The following is a 16451-nucleotide window of genomic DNA, read 5'->3' on the forward strand; positions in this document are numbered from 1 at the left end:
GCCGCGACTACGCCTTGGTCGACACCCGGGTAAATCCCCCCGTATATTCACGCCCGGGTTTAATCGACTGGCCGCGCTGCAAGCTGCGAATACCAGCTTGCAGGCGCACCCTTAACTCCTCGCGCCACGCTGGCTTAGCAATAAAGTCATCCGCGCCGGAGTCCATTGCTGCAATCAAATCAGCACCTGCACTCTGGCCGGTTAACATAATAAAGTATGGCCGCCCTAAGTCAGGATCAGCAGCCAAGCGTTGGCACAGATCCAGACCATTTACCCCGGGCATACGCCAGTCGCTTAGAACAATATCGACTGGATGCTTTTTAAGAAAACGTAGGGCCTCAGCGGCATTTTCAGCTGCGATCACCGCCAAGCCCATACTCTGCAATACCGCTTGCAGACGCATGCGCTCTACTCGGCTGTCTTCTACAACCAAGACTTTCACCTCGCGGCCACCAAGATGCATTTCCGTTTTTTCAAAAAATTCCATACATCACCTATCCCATCAAATCTACGTTCTTCACTTAATCAGGATAGAGCAAGCTTTAAGCCACACAATGTAAACAGTGTAAGCACTTGAATTAAAAGCCAAATTAAAAGATCAACAAACCCAGCAAGCTCGGCCTCCCGGCATCTCGCGCTTTATGATTAGCAAAATGCGATGCTTTTTACGTAAATCATGCTTAATAATGCCAACTGTTTACGTTAGGTCCTTGAACATTGGCGCATAACATCTAACGGTGGCGTATTCAGCGACCCACCTCGGGCACCGATACTATCAAGAGCGGTACTACCCGAATATCACAGGAACGACGCGATCATTGCAGTAAAGCATGTATCCAATTTCCAGAAAAACTGGTGGCCGCAGCGCTCTGGGCTTAACACCGCTGTCACTGCGATAAAATGCTAAACCACGGGGCCGTCCGGCGGCATATCGCCACCGGAATCCGTTTCTGAGCTCGCTAGGGCATCTTCGTCCATACGGGGGTCGAGTTCAAAAATTACCGGCGAGGTCACCGATACGGGGCGGAAAGGTTCAGTTTCATCGACAATCGGCATCTCATGGGATTTGCGCCGAATAGCAATACCCAAGGTAAAGCCAAGCAAACTCAAGGCTGAAAATACAAACAAACCCTGTGGGCCAAGCAGCGACATTAATAGCGAGGCCAGTGGCGCGCCCAGCGCCGAGCTCACGCCAAAGATAAACAATATGCCACTGCCGATTAGCACAAAATCACTAGGCTCGGCGTTGTCAGAGGTATGGGCCAAACAGATCGAATACATGGTCATCGCAGACGCGCCCCACAGCACCGCGAGCAACAATAGGAAATCGCCACTGGCCGGAATAAAGGCCAAAATCAGCGACACCACGGCGCCAAAAATACTGGTAAAAAACAAAACCAGCCGCCGGTCGTAGTGATCAGATAAACGCCCCAGTGGTAACTGAAAAAGTGCGCCACCCAATACCGCGCCGCTCATAAACAAGGTCAGTTGCGCAGTATCTAAGCCGAGGCCCCGTGCATACACCGGCCCCAAGGCCCAAAATGCGCCGGTGATTAAACCACTGCATACCGCGCCTTCCATGCCCACATGGGATAGCTGCCACAGCCGCTTAAAATCGAGCTTAACTACCTGCATTGGCGCAGGCGCCAGGGTCAGCGTGAGTGACACCGGCACAATCGCCAGCGACAACAACACCCCGGCAAGGCCAAACAACACTGGCCCCGACGGCTCGGCAAAGTTAATCATTTGCTGACCTAAAATAATCATACTTAAATTGATTACGGTGTAGGTCGACAGCAAGGTGCCTCGGGTTTCCCGCGTGGCGCGGTCATTCAGCCAGCTCTCGATCACCATGTATAAACCAGAGATACAAAAGCCCAATACAAAGCGCAGCACCAGCCAGACTTCAAATACGGGCAGTGCGTGGAATAAAAACACAATGGCGGAAAAAACCGAACCCAAGACCGCAAAGCTACGAATATGGCCAACCCGTCGCACAATATGTGGCGTCATTAGGCTGCTAACCACAAAGCCAACAAAATAGCAGGAAGCGGTAAAACCGATTTCTGTTGGGCTAAATTGCTCAATTTCAGCCCGCAGCGGCAGCAGTGTTAGCATCATGCCGTGGGCGAGTAATAATAAGGCGTCAGACAATAGCAACGCCGTCAGGGGCAGTAATAAACGTCTCATGAATCGTCCATTTTAGGAGCTACAACCGCAATGCTATATGGCGGCCCTGAGTTTCTATATGCTATAGCATGTGTATGTATCTTATTGTACTAAACTAGTCACTGTTAAATCTAAACACTAAGTCATACGTATCACAAACACTGTTGGCCAGCTAAAATGCACTCCGCGTGTTATACGCCATTCACCCCATAAAACACCCCGCTACATTCGGGCAGCAACTTTACGAAAACTACTTGGATTTATGCTTAGAGCGTTATTTTTCTCAGCAACTTCAGCCCAGAGGCGAAGCAGCAGCGCTGCCATGGCGGTATTCTGCGCCCTACTCTGGACACTACCCGCTTGGGCTGAGGATTCCGCTAGCCTAGAAATTGATGGTGGCAAAAGCGAACTGCAAAAGAATATTCGCGCTCACCTCGATCTTGACGACATTCCGTGCAATACCACTGAAGCGCGACTACGCAGTCGCTTACGGGGCAGCGACGACAATATTTCCAAAGCCCTGCGCGCCCTCGGCTACTACCATGGCAGCTGGGTTTTACGCCGCGAACACGCACGCATCAAGCCTAAGCTCATTAACAACAACCCAATCACCAAGGTCGTGAAAAAGATTGGCAGCGCTAAGTCAGCTAAATCCACACCAGAGGCTGAGGCCTGCTGGCTGCTAACGCTGGAATTAACACCGGGCCCCCAAACCCTGATCAAGCAATTGGATGTGAGGGTTATTGGCCCGGGCGCCAGTGACCCGCTGTTCAGCAAATACCTGAGCAAGCTCCCTATTGCCATCAATGACCCGGTTCAACACGAGCTCTACGAAGAAACAAAAAAGGCTATTAATCAACGCGCGCGCAGCGCTGGTTACCTTGACGGCAAGTTTGTGGAACACCGTTTGGAAGTGGATGTCGACCGGCATAGCGCCGCCATTATCTTAGTATTTGATAGCGGCACCGCGTATACCTTCGGAGAGATAGACTTTGGCCCCTCGCTGCTCAAAACCAGTTTCCTTGAACGCTATCTCCCTTTTAAGCCTGGCGACGCCTTCGAGCCGAATAAAATTGTGCAACTACAAAACAATTTAATCAGCAGCAATTATTTTTCCTCAGTCAATATTGACCAACAAAGCCCCGACCCAGAGAGTCACAGTGTTGACCTGAGCATAACGAGCACGGATAAACCAAAATACGAAACCACCGCCGGCATTGGCGCCTCAACGGACACTGGTCCACGCGTGAGCTATGGGCTGCGCAATAGGCGGGTGAATGACGACGGCCACACCTATCAAGTTGCGAGTCAGTACTCACCGGTTTTGTCCAACCTCAGCTTTCAATACACCTTACCCGGCGCCAAACCGCTGACCGACAAAATACAGCTGGCAACCGGCGTTGAGCGCAAGAAAACCGATACCTCAGACAGCACCAGCTACCGCGCTGAAGTGGCACAAATTTCCCTGCAAAATCACAACTGGATTCAAACCTTAAGCCTCAAGTTTCTCCGCGAGAGCTACGATATCGCCGAAACGAGCAACACATCTACCCTGCTTATGCCAGGTATCGGCTGGTCGCGTAGCGAAGCCAATGACCGCCGCTACCCCAGCCGAGGCTGGCGAATCAATACGGCTGTGCGCGGCGCGCTGAAAGGCGTGGTATCTGATGTCAGCCTTGCCCAAGCTGAACTCGACGCCAAATTGATATTCCCGCTTTGGGGCGGCCGTGTTATTAGTCGCGGTGGACTCGGTGTTACCGCCCTCGATGATTTTTCAGAATTACCCGCCTCCCTGCGTTTTTTTGCCGGTGGCGACAACAGTGTGCGCGGCTACGGTTATGAAACCCTAGGCCCGGAAGACGCCGCAGGCGAAGTGGTCGGCGGCAGTCACCGCCTCACCGGCAGCATTGAATACGATCACCGCGTCTGGGGCGACTTCGCGCTTGCCACCTTCTATGACGCTGGCAACGCCTTTGATACCAGCGATTTCACTTTTTATGAAAGTGCTGGCTTTGGTCTGCGCTGGTTGTCGCCTATTGGCCCGGTCAGAGTCGATTTTGCATTCCCGCTGAAAGACGGTGGTTTTCACTTTCATTTATCCATGGGGCCGGATCTATGATCGCTACCTTCGGGCGCTATTTATTCCGCACACTACTGGCCTTGTTTGCCCTGGCCTTTTTATGTGTGGCCAGTGTTTACCTCATATTAGATACTCAGCGCGGCAGCGACTGGCTCTTACACCGTGGTCTGGCGCTAGTCTCGCCAGAAGCCGAGTTCACCTCTTATAGCGGCAGCTTAGCGCGGGGCATACAGCTCGAAGGCCTGCATATTCCCTTAGATGGGATAGACATCCAGCTCGGGCAGTTAGACAGCAGCTGGAATTTATGGGGTGTACTCAGTGGCAGCTTAGCCATCAATAAACTGCACCTCGACGAGCTGCGTATAAAAATTGACGCTAGCGCTACACCCACTGCAGAGCCGAGCGCGACATCTCCCGGCCCCTGGCCCAGTTTAAGCCTGCCCATTGCTATTGCTATCGACGACCTAAAAATCGCCCAGCTGCAGCTTATTCAAGGAAGCGATATTCAAAACATTGAACAGATAAACCTCAGCGCGGCGCTCGGTTTAACACGCAGTAAAATTAAAGCCCTAAAGATTCAAACCGCCACTCAGCGGCTGAACATGCACGGTCGAATCAACAATACACCGCCCTACCCAATGGACATTAATGTGGATTGGGAAACAAGCACCGAGGAGTTTGGCGCCCTCAGCGGCAAGGCTCAACTCAGCGGTGATTTACGCGAACTACAACTGAGCCACCGCTTAAACCAACCCGCCCTGCTCGACTCTAAGGCCAAAGTTCGTCTGCCCTATCGTGCCGAGCATATGGTCATCGACTACCGAGAAATTCAACTTAGTCTTAATAACCAGTGGCACAATTTCAAAACCTCGGCGTTAACGTCCTCTGAGCTGGCATTGCAGAGCACGGGTAGTTTGACCATTGAAGGGAGCTGGCAGGATTACCAGTTAAACCTAGACACCACCATCAGCGCAGACGGCCAGCATCATCCCCAGAAAACGACTCCGGCGCCAGCAAGTACCGCGCAAATTTCCGCCAGTACCGCTCCAGACATGGCGAGCATACTGAACGCGGTATTCAAAGAACCCGGTCAGTTCGCCGCCAAGCTCAATGGCAATCAACTCAGTATTGCCATTGCCAAGCTTGATGCGCAAACCGCAGTCGGTGAGCTAGCCGTAAACGGTAAGGTCAATGCCAATAATTTTCTCAATAATACAGCTGCCAGCGCTAAGCAAGCGCTGCAGTGGCAGCTCGCCATAACGGCCAAGAACTTGGATAGCCGCAGCCTCACCCCCCAATGGCCCGCGCACTTGTCAGCCAAACTCAACAGCAATGGTCATTGGCAGGGCGATCGCTACCAGCTCAGCGTCGACATTGAATCCCTTAATGGCGATTTTTTGGCACGGACCGCCCAGGGCAGCGGCCAAATACGGCTTAGCGAACGCGGCCAAGAATTTAAGCAGCTCAAGCTGCAACTCGGCGATAACCACCTGCAATTGCACGGCAAGCTTGCTGAAACCAGTTCCCTAGACTGGCAGCTTGACGCACAAAACCTCGGGCAAATTTTGCCTGAACTCAGTGGCGCATTGACTAGCGAAGGCAGCCTACGCGGTGGCCCGCTGGCCACACTGCTTGGCCCACTAAGCAGTGCCACCAAAAACACACCGCAGATCAATGCCACCGCGAGTGCCACCAAACTCCAGTATTTGGCTTATTCGATAGCCCAGGCCGATCTAGACGCAAAATTAAGCGCAGACCAAAGCCTGACACTGAAGGTCAACGCCACAGAACTCAATGTCGGCCCACTCACTAAGGCTGATATGGAGTTGAACGGCACCGGCAGCTTAGAAAATCATAAACTCGCCTTTAAAGTCGCGGATCGCAATCAGCAAATTGAATTAAGCCTGTCAGGTGGCTTAGGCACTGCGTCAACATCTGCCAAGACTAAAGCGCAAACCGCAAGCGCCACATGGCACGGACATATTGAACACCTCGCCGCAAACCACCCAATGTTAGGCCCCTGGTTTTCTAAGGCGCCAAACTCCCTGCGTGCATCAGCGACCGAGATACAGCTAGGCGAGCTCTGCTTAGTTCAAGAACAAGACTCCGCACCCGCCAGCCTCTGCGTTGCATTGAACTTCAATGACGACACCATAAAGCTCAATGGCGATATTCAGGGTCTGTCACTCAATCGCTTCAGTGCCGGTCTACCGCCGGGATCCTCTCTGCAAGGCAAAGTCGACAGCGAATTTAATGTGGCCGGTAAGCTAGACCAACTCACTGGCCAGTTCGCGCTAACAGCAGCACCGATTCTCATCCGCTACCAGGCCGGTGTTGACGAAGCAGCCCTTGAACACCACGCCAGCTTAAGCGCCAACGCCAGCCTCAAAGACAATCAAATACGCAGCGAAATGGCATTTGTGATCGCCGAAGTGGGTAGTATGAACGGCACGCTGAACACCCGTGGTCTTGACCCCGGCAGCGCAATTGAGGGCTCAGTGAGCAGCCAATTTGACAACCTACTTTGGCTCGGCGGTTTCTTTCCTGAACTTGAAAAACTCGACGGTAGCCTAAATGCCGATCTTGCCATTAATGGCAGCGTCGCGGCACCCGCGCTGGTCGGCGCCGTGGGCCTAGACAATCTTCATATGCAATTGCCCGCCATTGGTCTCGCGCTTAATTCTGGCAGCGCCAGCCTTCACTTGGCCAATGCTGGCGACTGGCAGCTAGACGCCGGCATCAGCTCCGGTGCAGGCCGCATCAATCTCATCGGCCAAGGTGTTTTTGAACCGAGCAACGGCCCCACCGGCAATATCGCCATCAGCGGCGAAAACTTCACTGCCGTTGATCTTGCAGATGCCAAGGTGCTTATTTCGCCGGATATTAATATCAGCCTTGCCGCCGAACTCATTAAGATTCGAGGCAGCCTCGCGATCCCCCAAGGTAATTTCACCTTAAAATCTCTGCCCGCACAGGCCAGTTCGGTGTCCGCAGACGAGGTGATAATCAGCAGTAAAAGCGCGCCTACCATCGCCGCCACGAGAGCAATTGACACCCAGGTCACCATCTCCCTAGACGACAGTTTTCAGTTTACCGGCTACGGCCTGAGCACCCGCTTTGGCGGCAAGCTCAAAATAGTGCAAAAGTCCCAAGCTGCAGTACAGGCTTTTGGCAGCCTCTCGCTCTACGACGGGGTGTATAAAGCCTACGGACAAGACTTAAGTATTCAGCGCGGCTTACTGCTATTCCAAGGGCCGGTAGACAATCCCGGTTTGAATATTACCGCCGTGCGCGAGGTGGAACCCTACCGTGTCGGTATCAATATTGGCGGCTTCGCGCAGGATATACGCAGTGATTTATTCTCTGACCCCACTATGCCGCCCACAGACGTGATTTCAATGCTCATCACCGGCAAAGCGCCCGGTGCAATGAGTCAGTCTGATGCGAATCAAGTCATGAATGCCGCAACGTCACTGGGTATATCCCAGAGCAAGGGCATAACCAGTACCTTGCAAAGTACCTTTGGCATGGATGTGTTAAATTTTCAGGGCGGCGACAGCTATGAGGAAAGCTCACTGGTGGTGGGCAAGTACTTAACGCCAAGTATTTTCATCAGTTATGTACAAAACCTATTCACCCCTGCAGGCAGTGTTCAATTGGACTACACCCTGAGCAAATCGCTGGGCTTAAAAGCCCAGTCTGGCGAAACGCAAAGCATTGACCTCTTGTACCGGGTAGAACACGGTAAAGATTAAGTGCGCCGTTTACCCGGCCACTACCAGACCGTTTTCATTGTGCCGCCATCCACCACCAAGCTAGCGCCGGTAATATAGCTCGCGGCCGGTGACAGTAGAAAAGCCCCCGCCTTACCAAACTCAGCAGGCTCGCCATAGCGACCAAGGGGAATAGTCTGCTCATTGGCACGGCGTTGATCGCTAATACTAAGGTGCTTAGCCTGCGCTTGGAGTTTGTCTAAATTCTGCATGCGATCAGTGGCAATCAAGCCCGGTATCAAATTATTGACGCGGATATTTTCGGCCGCTAACTGTTTTGACAAACTTTTGGCCAAGCTCGTCACGCCAGCCCGCATTACATTGGATAGCAGCAAAAAATCGATGGGTTCTTTAACTGAGGATGACGTTAGGGTCAATATGGCACCGCCACCGGCACTACGTAAATGCGGTAGCGCCGCGCGTACCATCCGCACTGCACTCATCAGCGTTAAATTAAACGCCGCCAGCCAATCCTCATCATCAAAGCTATCAAACTGACCAACCGGCGGCCCACCGGCATTCACTACTAAGCCATCGATTCGCCCGAAATCGCTATGCGCATCGGTTACCCACCGCTGAATACTGGCGCCGTCGCTCGCGTCCATCACATAGGCCTTTACCGGATTTCCGCTGCGACCGGCCAATTCAATGGCGCTAGCCTCAATAGTTTGCGCGCTGCGACTCGCAATGGCCACCGACGCACCGTTTAAAGACAGCTGTTCGGCTATTGCCAAGCCTAAGCCTTTGCTCGCCCCCGCAAGCAAAAACACTTTACCCTTAACCTGCAAATCCATATTGCTCACTCCTCGCTCTATTATATTAAGGATTAAACCCTACTAGCGGGTCTATTAACCCTAGGCCTATCATCACTAGCAATGGCCACCAAACTTAATCAACCGAGACGGCTAGGTGGGAATTGGGTAGAATAGCCCCCAAAATAGGTCGGTCCGAATTTTGCTTTACTTAAAGCGTATTGTTGCTGACTCAAGAAAACCTAAAAAACACATGACATCAGATATAATCGCTGTCAACATTACCGCACGATGACGGGCGAATACATTATGACAACTGACACCAACACAAGCACAAGTTATCACCACGGCAATCTCCGCCAGGAATTGATGGAGCTCGCCGAAAAGCACCTCGTTACTGGTGGCATTGGCGAGCTGAGCCTGCGCGCGCTCGCTCGAGAGATCGGCGTTTCACAAACTGCGCCTTATCGGCACTTTAAAGACAAAAATGCCTTGCTTGCAGCGCTGGCCACCGAAGGTTTTCGCCGCTTCTTTGCATTGTGTGAAGCAAGCGAAAATGAACCAAGGGCTGACCTGAGCTTATTAATGTTTGGCTTGAGCTATGTACAATTCGCCAAACTCCATACCGAAATGTTCCATCTCATGTTTGGCCCGGTATTACAGCCTCGCAATGACTACCCAGAACTGTTTGCCGCTGGCCGTGAAGCAATTTACAAAGTCCGCGCCGGTGTTGAACGCGGCTTTAAAACCAATGTTATTCGTCAACTCGACGATGTTGCATCAATGGCACACACCGTTTGGGCCGCCGTACACGGCGTTGCGACGCTAATGCTTGACCACGGCGACACCTATGGTTATCACCGCGACCTCGACCTTCAAGCAGAAAAATCGCTGCGCATGATGATCGCGGGGCTTTGCACTGACCCCACCGATATTTCTAAATTACCAGCAACGCCGAGCCCAGCAGCCGAATAAATCCTTCGGCTGTAACTCATCGTTATAAGCGGCCCAAAACCAATAATGGCGGCGTAGTAAGTACGGCTCGGCAATAAAACCACCCCGTTGCAGCCATTGTCACCGCGCCCAGTAATGGCACCACCAAAAACACCTCGCCATGCCAAACGCCGTCCATATCCAACACCCAACGCTGCACGCCATAAAGCGCAATATTACTGCCTAGGGCGGCCAACAAACCGGCTAGCAGTCCTACTGCAGAAAACTCTAACAGCAAGCCGCTGGCGACAAGTTTTCTGCTCGCCCCCAAGGTACGCAATATGGCATTTTCGTGTAGGCGACTGTCTAGGCTTGCCTGCACATTCGCCACGCTCACTAGCAAGGCGCAAACCACAACCAATAGCAGAACCAAGCCAATGGCGGCACTCACCTGCGCGACTACGGTATTCATTTGCTTAATCACGGCATCAATTTCAATCAAGGTCACCGTGGGAAATGCCCGCAACAACGCGGTAAGCAACGGCTTGTCGCCCTCCGCCAAATAAAAACTGGTGATATAACTCCCGGCGTATTTCTCTAAGCTGCCCGGCGGAAACATAAAGTAGAAATTGGGACGCATACTGCTCCAGTCCAAGCTGCGAATACTGCCAACCTCCGCCTGCAAAGTCTGCCCGCCAATATTAAAGTTAAGCACTGAACCAAGCTTAAGATGCAATTGCTCGGCAAGCTCCTGCTCTACTGAAACAGCAATATTGTCAGCGCCTTTAACGCTCACCTCGGGCCACCAAGCCCCCGCCTCTAGACGGTTATCTTCAGGTAAGTCACTGGCCCAGCTCAAATTTATTTCTCGATTAACATTGCCGCGCTCGGCATCAATACCCTCAATGTCCTTAAGTAGCATTTCGTTAATATGCGTCAAACGGCCCCTGACCATGGGGTATAAACCGGCATCCGCAATTTGATGCTCAGCGAAAAAGGCATTCAAGGGCGAAATTTCATTTGGCTGAATATTAATTAAAAAATGATTAGGCGCACCCTCGCTCAATTGCATTTGCCAATCGGCCAATAATGTTGATCGCAACACGCCCAAGGTAGTTAGCGCCATTAACGCCAGGGCAAAACTTGCCACCTGAAAAGCATTGCCAAAGCGTCGCCGGTAGATAGCCGCAAGCGCTAGACGCAGTGCGCCCTGTGAGCGACTCGCCGTTGCGCGCCGAGCCAGAGAAATCAAAAGCAGCACCAAGCCCGCGGCCAACAAACCTAAACTCAGACTTGCCAGTAACAGCGCACCACTAAGCTGAATGTCCTTGCTATACCACCACATTAATAGTCCAACGCCGAGCAAGCCAATCAAACCACTGCTCAGCAAGTCATCACTATTGTCAGCAAGGTCTCGGCGCAATACCCGCAACGGCGCCACTTTGCTCAGGCGCCACAGCGGCGGCAAGGCAAATACCGCGGTGGATACCACGGCGGTAATTGCCCCGACCATAAAGGGCCGCCAGCTAGGCGGCGGAATTTCAATATCAATTAAGCCTTGCAAGCTACTGAACAGAATTTCTTGCAAGCCAAAGCCCAATAAGCCGCCCAGTGTAATCGCACCGCTGCACAACAGGAGCAATTGGCCAAGATAGCGGTATAAAATCTGCCGACGCTGGGCACCCAGCGCCTTCATTACGGCAACATTATCGGTATTGCGGTCGCCGTAGCGCCGCGCCGCCAAGGCAATTGCGGCGCCCGCAAGGGCCACGCCCAAACTCGCCGCGAGCAATAAATAGCCCTCGGCCCGCTTTAAGGTGTTCGCTAGCGCCGGCTGCCCATCGCGCAGGTCTTCCCAGCGTTGCCCTTCAATTAAATGCGGTGCAAGCCACGCCCCGTAGGCATCAAGCTGTTCAGTATTACCCGCAAATAAATAGCGGTAGCGCACCAAACTACCCGGCTGCACAACCTCGGTGGCCGCCAAATCGCGGATATTGATCATTGCCCGTGGTGCTAGCATGTCATTCATGCCACCACGATCAGGCTCACTGAGCAGCGCCCGACTAAGCCTGAAATTCGCCTCACCTAAGCTGACTTCATCGCCAAGCGCTAAATTCAGCAATGCCATTAAGCGGGAGTCCAACCAAATCTCCCCTGTTTGGGGGCCGCGATTGACAAGCTCTACCTCACCAAAGGCCGTGTCGCTCACGCCTAACTCGCCAATTAATGGGTAGGCTTCTGACACCCCGCGCACCGAGGCCAATTGCATGTTGTCATCCGCAGCGACCATCGAGCGAAAGCTCACCACACTGGCAGTGCGCAAGCCCTGTGCCTGGGCCTCAGTTAACCAGCTCTCAGGAATACTGCGGGCAGTTTTCAGCACCCGATCTGCGGCTAAAAAATGATGACTCTGTTGCGTCATGGCGCCGCTGAGCCGCTCCGAGAACCCCGCGATGCCGGTAACAATCAATACCGCCAAACACAGAGAAAAACCCAATAAGCCCAGCTCGCCGCCCCGCCAAGCGCGGCTAAAATTGCGCAGTGCCGCCACAATATTCATAGCGCGTCCAGCGCAGAATCACTTGGTGTCGCAACGCCGCCATTATCAAATTCTTCACTCAAAACACCGTCGTGCATCACAAATTGTCGTTCGCAGCGTCGCGCGAGGGGTAACTCATGGGTGACCAGTACAAGGGTGGTATCGCTCTCGCTATTTAACGCAAACAATAACTCTATAATGCGCTGACCAGTGTGCTCGTCTAAATTCCCGGTGGGTTCGTCGGCAAACAGAATATCTGGCTCCACCGCAAACGCCCGCGCCAGAGCAACCCGCTGCTGCTCACCACCAGAGAGTTGACGGGGGTAATGATGGCCGCGTTCGGCCAAGCCGACCTTATCAAGAAACACTTTTGCCTTAGCGGCAGCGCCAGAGCGGCCGCTCAGCTCTAGTGGCAACATCACATTTTCTAATGCGGTTAAACCCGGCAATAACTGGAAGGACTGGAACACAAAACCGACATGCTTGGCCCTGAGACTAGCGCGCTGATCTTCCGTCATCACGCTGATATTTTGACCGTGCAGAAATACCGCGCCGCTACTGGCATTGTCCAAGCCAGCCAGCAAACCTAGTAAGGTCGACTTGCCCGCCCCAGACACGCCAATAATGGCCGCGCTCTCCCCCGCCTTGATTTCGAGGTTAATCCCTCGCAATATGGCAAGTTCCTGGGCACCGCTGGTGACCGTTTTACAGAGATCTTGTACTCGAATCATGTTGAAACCTGTGTTTTCATTTTATTCACGCCTTCGTCGCCGTGCCGGATTACTTTTACTCTTGAGCTTAATATCGCTAGGCACAACGTCTGTAGCCTATGCGAGCGCCGCTGATAAAACAGCCAATATACTGGTGCTTGGCGACAGCATCAGCGCAGGCTACGGCTTTGACCCCGCACTGGGCTGGGTGACTCTGCTCAGCAAGCAAATCCCCGAAACGTATACCGTGGTCAATGCCAGCGTCAGCGGCGAAACCAGTGCCGGAGGCTTAAACCGTCTGCCCGCGCTATTGGCGGAGCACCAGCCGAGCATCGTCATCATCGAACTCGGCGGCAATGACGGCCTGCGCGGTTACCCCGTGAATACCTTACGTAAGAACCTGCAAGCCTTGATCAATTTAAGTATTGAGGCCGGCGCTCAACCGCTGCTCCTCGGCATGAAAATTCCGCCTAACTACGGAAAGCGCTATACCGAGGCCTTTGCCGCCAGCTATGCAAAAATCGCAAAGGCCAATAATCTGCCTTGGATAGACTTTTTCCTCGACAATATCGCCACTAATAGCAGCCTAATGCAAAGCGACGGCATACACCCCAACGCCGACGCCCAAGCATTGATAGTACAGAAGGTATTGCCAGCACTGACACCCCTGCTGAATTAAGTTTTGGTAAGAGAAGGTATTAGCAAAGACAGAGGAAGCACTATGGGTGGCAATTTTGAGCAAGCGAACCCGCCGCCGCCCGGATTCTTAGGCCCCGACGATAAACTCGTGGTGTTCGACGGGGTCTGCAAGTTCTGTCATTTTTGGAGCCGCTTCATCATTCGCTTTGACAGCCACCAGCACATCAAACTTGCCACCGTGCAATCGCCCGTCGGGATCGCGTTATTTGAGCATTACCGTTTAGCAAGCAGCGATATTGAATCCGTCTATTTTTTTACCGGTGGTCGCGTATTTGAAAAAAGCACGGCGATTTTCCAAATTATTAAGCAGTTGCCCTGGCCCTGGCGGCCACTGCTCTTATTTTCACTGATCCCTCGCCCCATTCGCGATCTACTCTACGATCTTATTGCCCGCCATCGCTACCGTTTGTTTGGCCGCTACGAGCAATGCCCCCTGCCAACCGCTGAGCAAGAAGGCCGATATTACTAACCTAGCTAGCCCCACACCCCGCGTAGGATTAGCTATGCGGCAGCGCTGCAAAATCACATTGCTAGCGTCTCATTACTCACGCGCTCTCTTCGGCCAGCTGCTTCAAAATACGGGTGTAATTCTCAATTCCTTGGGCACCGGTCACAAGGTGACGGCGATTAAATACTACCGCGGGCACCCCTTGAATACCTTGGTCTAACCAGAATTCTTGAGCCACTCGCACGTCGTTGGCAAAACGCTGATCGGTCAATACAGCTAAAGCTTCGCTGCGTTCGAGTCCGATATTGGCAGCGACGTCCGCTAGAACATTGATGTCCGACAGGTTCTTGCCGTCGGTGAAGTGAGCCGTAAAAAGCGCTTGTTTTAGCTCGTGCATACGCCCGAACTGATCTGCCCAATGTAATAACTGGTGCACGTTAAACGTGTTATGCATTCGCATATCGTCACTAAAATTCATTTCAAATCCGACTTGCGCAGCAGCCTCAGTCATCTGGATTCGGCTGTCTTGCGACTGCTGTTTGCTCGTGCCATATTTTTCGGCAATATGCTCACGGAGATTTTGGCCCTGAGTAGGCATATTGGGATTCAGCTCAAAGGGATGCCAATGAATTTCATGTGGCGTGCCACTTGCTTCCAACGCCGCTGCGAGCTGCCTGTAGCCAATGACGCACCATGGACAGACAACGTCAGATACGATATCAATGTGCATAATATTTAAACTACTGCTCATGTTTGTCTCCTTTAATTAATTACAACGGGCTAGGCGCCAATGGTTTATTGCTGTGCGCGCAGAGTATCTCCATCCTGACGACATACAATACGCCACTAGTAAGCATAAAAAGCGTCAGTTGCTGGGCAAATTTCACATCCACGCTATACAGAGTTATAACAGGTAATTGGCTCAGCTGAGGCAGTGAAAAGCAATGATGTATTCGCGGCATAAGCCTAGGAACTCATCATTGCCTTATTAGACTTAGCTCCCAGCGTCCTTGAGTGCTACGTGGATAATCACTTCTTTTCCCACGAAAATTGCGTGAACGCTTTATCGACCGGAGTCTGGGCCAAATGATTTGTATAGTTGCTCATTATTTTTTGGCTAAGCCCCAAAATCACTTCTAATACGTTTTGCTGGGTAAAACCGGCTGAATAAAAATCTTGTACTTGTTTCTCTTCCAGCGCACCACGTTGACGTACCACGGCCAAGGTAAAGTCGCGCAGGACTTCGAGCTTGGCACTTGGCAGCGGCGTCTCGTCGCGCAAGGCATTACTGATCTCATCTGAAACTTTCATGGACTTTGCGATACCCGTGTGAGCCGGCACACAATAATGACAGGCATGCTCCACATTGATTGTTTGCCAAACCACAGTTTTCTCGTCGGCGTTTAAAGTGCTGTTAACAAACAGGCGGTGCAAGGTTTGGTAAGCCTCAAGTAAGCCGGGGGCTTCAGCCATCACGGCATGCAAGCCGGGAATCATACCAAAGGCTTTCAACGAGCCTTCTAGGAACGGCTTAGCTTCAGTCGGTGCGCTGTTTATGTCGTGCAAAGTAAATGTACTCATTGATCTCGCCTTTTTTTGAGTGATCATTCAAATAAAGAAATGATCTTATATTGCGTTATGAGCAGTGGTCAAGCTAAAATTGAGCGATCATTCAATATTAACCCGGCCGACACCATTTAGGCCTATTCATAAAGAGACCGTCATGGCCCGCACAGCCCGCTTTGATCGCCAAGTTGCGCTGGATAGCGCCGTTGAACTGTTCTGGTCAAGAGGCTATTACGCCACCTCAATGAAACATATTGAGAAGGCCTTAGACATGCGCCCCGGCAGCCTTTACGCGACCTTCGGCAGTAAAAGCGGTTTGTTTGCCGAGGCCTTAGATGCCTATGCCAGCCGCAGCAGTGATGACTTTAAGCAAATAAGCGACAACGCCGAGAGCGTTGTAGACGGCTTACAACGCTACCTCCGTTCATTTGCCCAGCCCTGTAATGCGGATGCACAAATGCCCGCACAGGCATGCATGCTAATTAAGACCTTGCTTGAGGTGAATGCCGAAGATGCCGCGCTGCGGGCTCAGGTTGACGCCATACTTGCAACCGTCGAAAAGCGGCTTTGCCAAGCGCTTGAGCAGGCGAAGGCGATGGGAGAATTGCGCGCGGAAGTTGATTGCCCGCGATTGGCACGCTTATTACAAACCCAGATCATTGGCTTGCGATCATTTGCCGAACGCAATGTACCCAGCGATCAGTTAACCGCGCTTGCTGATGATATGGCCGCCATACTCGATGCCTACCGCGTTCGCTGAATAAAACTAAAACCTGATGCTA

Annotated in this window: 13 protein-coding genes; 6 read left to right on the forward strand and 7 right to left on the reverse strand. The window is 52.3% G+C overall.

The window, feature by feature from the left end:
- Window positions 1–7: 7 nt before the first annotated feature.
- Window positions 8–487 (reverse strand): response regulator, encoded by a 480-nt coding sequence (locus AZF00_RS10785; RefSeq protein ID WP_008249536.1) that lies wholly within the window; start codon window positions 485–487, stop codon window positions 8–10.
- 416 nt (window positions 488–903) lie between these two features.
- The gene (locus AZF00_RS10790; protein ID WP_008249534.1) at window positions 904–2190 is read right to left on the reverse strand and encodes an MFS transporter; all 1287 of its coding nucleotides are present in this window, start codon (window positions 2188–2190) and stop codon (window positions 904–906) included.
- Window positions 2191–2491: 301 nt separating this feature from the next.
- Here AZF00_RS10790 and AZF00_RS10795 point away from each other — a divergent pair, with 301 nt between their 5' ends.
- Together AZF00_RS10795 and AZF00_RS10800 are read left to right on the forward strand one after the other, a co-directional pair.
- The gene (locus AZF00_RS10795) at window positions 2492–4288 is read left to right on the forward strand and encodes an autotransporter assembly complex protein TamA (RefSeq protein ID WP_008249522.1); all 1797 of its coding nucleotides are present in this window, start codon (window positions 2492–2494) and stop codon (window positions 4286–4288) included.
- Window positions 4285–8004 (forward strand): translocation/assembly module TamB domain-containing protein, encoded by a 3720-nt coding sequence (locus AZF00_RS10800; RefSeq protein ID WP_062383778.1) that lies wholly within the window; start codon window positions 4285–4287, stop codon window positions 8002–8004. The genes AZF00_RS10795 and AZF00_RS10800 overlap by 4 nt, the downstream gene beginning before the upstream one ends.
- A 20-nt stretch (window positions 8005–8024) precedes the next feature.
- Here AZF00_RS10800 and AZF00_RS10805 read toward each other — a convergent pair whose 3' ends face one another.
- Window positions 8025–8816, reverse strand: a complete 792-nt coding sequence (locus tag AZF00_RS10805) for an SDR family oxidoreductase (protein ID WP_008249513.1) — start codon at window positions 8814–8816, stop codon at window positions 8025–8027.
- Between the two features lie 267 nt (window positions 8817–9083).
- Here AZF00_RS10805 and AZF00_RS10810 point away from each other — a divergent pair, with 267 nt between their 5' ends.
- Window positions 9084–9749, forward strand: a complete 666-nt coding sequence (locus AZF00_RS10810) for a TetR/AcrR family transcriptional regulator (RefSeq protein ID WP_050985187.1) — start codon at window positions 9084–9086, stop codon at window positions 9747–9749.
- Window positions 9750–9771: 22 nt separating this feature from the next.
- Here the strand turns inward: AZF00_RS10810 and AZF00_RS10815 are convergent, their stop codons facing one another.
- Both AZF00_RS10815 and AZF00_RS10820 read right to left on the reverse strand, forming a co-directional pair.
- Window positions 9772–12267 carry an ABC transporter permease gene (locus AZF00_RS10815; protein ID WP_008249501.1) on the reverse strand — a complete coding sequence of 832 codons (2496 nt, stop codon included), beginning with the start codon at window positions 12265–12267 and terminating at the stop codon, window positions 9772–9774.
- Window positions 12264–12977 (reverse strand): ABC transporter ATP-binding protein, encoded by a 714-nt coding sequence (locus AZF00_RS10820; protein ID WP_008249500.1) that lies wholly within the window; start codon window positions 12975–12977, stop codon window positions 12264–12266. The genes AZF00_RS10815 and AZF00_RS10820 overlap by 4 nt, the downstream gene beginning before the upstream one ends.
- Before the next feature lie 61 nt (window positions 12978–13038).
- Here AZF00_RS10820 and AZF00_RS10825 point away from each other — a divergent pair, with 61 nt between their 5' ends.
- Both AZF00_RS10825 and AZF00_RS10830 read left to right on the forward strand, forming a co-directional pair.
- The gene (locus AZF00_RS10825) at window positions 13039–13635 is read left to right on the forward strand and encodes an arylesterase (RefSeq protein ID WP_231856151.1); all 597 of its coding nucleotides are present in this window, start codon (window positions 13039–13041) and stop codon (window positions 13633–13635) included.
- A 42-nt stretch (window positions 13636–13677) separates the two neighbouring features.
- Window positions 13678–14124, forward strand: a complete 447-nt coding sequence (locus AZF00_RS10830; RefSeq protein WP_008249493.1) for a thiol-disulfide oxidoreductase DCC family protein — start codon at window positions 13678–13680, stop codon at window positions 14122–14124.
- A 76-nt stretch (window positions 14125–14200) separates the two neighbouring features.
- On the opposite strand, the gene AZF00_RS10835 is transcribed toward AZF00_RS10830, so the two are convergent.
- A complete protein-coding gene (locus AZF00_RS10835; RefSeq protein WP_008249492.1) occupies window positions 14201–14854 on the reverse strand; it encodes a DsbA family oxidoreductase in 654 nt (217 codons plus the stop codon).
- Window positions 14855–15132: 278 nt separating this feature from the next.
- Entirely contained in the window at window positions 15133–15684 is a 552-nt protein-coding gene (locus AZF00_RS10840; RefSeq protein WP_008249491.1) for a carboxymuconolactone decarboxylase family protein, read from the reverse strand.
- 142 nt (window positions 15685–15826) lie between these two features.
- On the opposite strand from AZF00_RS10840, the gene AZF00_RS10845 reads away from it, so the two are divergent.
- Window positions 15827–16429: a TetR/AcrR family transcriptional regulator gene (locus AZF00_RS10845; RefSeq protein ID WP_008249490.1), complete on the forward strand. Its 603-nt coding sequence runs from the start codon at window positions 15827–15829 to the stop codon at window positions 16427–16429.
- The last annotated feature ends 22 nt before the right edge of the window (window positions 16430–16451 follow it).

It is taken from the genome of Zhongshania aliphaticivorans, assembly GCF_001586255.1.
Taxonomy (GTDB): domain Bacteria; phylum Pseudomonadota; class Gammaproteobacteria; order Pseudomonadales; family Spongiibacteraceae; genus Spongiibacter; species Spongiibacter aliphaticivorans.

Bases quoted from the DNA above. Each gene is read 5' to 3' on its own strand.
- AZF00_RS10785 (WP_008249536.1), bottom strand. From the start codon at position 487: ATGGAATTTTTTGAAAAAACGGAAATGCATCTTGGTGGCCGCGAGGTG.
- AZF00_RS10790 (WP_008249534.1), bottom strand. From the start codon at position 2,190: ATGAGACGTTTATTACTGCCCCTGACGGCGTTGCTATTGTCTGACGCC.
- AZF00_RS10795 (WP_008249522.1), top strand. From the start codon at position 2,492: ATGGCGGTATTCTGCGCCCTACTCTGGACACTACCCGCTTGGGCTGAG.
- AZF00_RS10800 (WP_062383778.1), top strand. From the start codon at position 4,285: ATGATCGCTACCTTCGGGCGCTATTTATTCCGCACACTACTGGCCTTG.
- AZF00_RS10805 (WP_008249513.1), bottom strand. From the start codon at position 8,816: ATGGATTTGCAGGTTAAGGGTAAAGTGTTTTTGCTTGCGGGGGCGAGC.
- AZF00_RS10810 (WP_050985187.1), top strand. From the start codon at position 9,084: ATGACAACTGACACCAACACAAGCACAAGTTATCACCACGGCAATCTC.
- AZF00_RS10815 (WP_008249501.1), bottom strand. From the start codon at position 12,267: ATGAATATTGTGGCGGCACTGCGCAATTTTAGCCGCGCTTGGCGGGGC.
- AZF00_RS10820 (WP_008249500.1), bottom strand. From the start codon at position 12,977: ATGATTCGAGTACAAGATCTCTGTAAAACGGTCACCAGCGGTGCCCAG.
- AZF00_RS10830 (WP_008249493.1), top strand. From the start codon at position 13,678: ATGGGTGGCAATTTTGAGCAAGCGAACCCGCCGCCGCCCGGATTCTTA.
- AZF00_RS10835 (WP_008249492.1), bottom strand. From the start codon at position 14,854: ATGAGCAGTAGTTTAAATATTATGCACATTGATATCGTATCTGACGTT.
- AZF00_RS10840 (WP_008249491.1), bottom strand. From the start codon at position 15,684: ATGAGTACATTTACTTTGCACGACATAAACAGCGCACCGACTGAAGCT.
- AZF00_RS10845 (WP_008249490.1), top strand. From the start codon at position 15,827: ATGGCCCGCACAGCCCGCTTTGATCGCCAAGTTGCGCTGGATAGCGCC.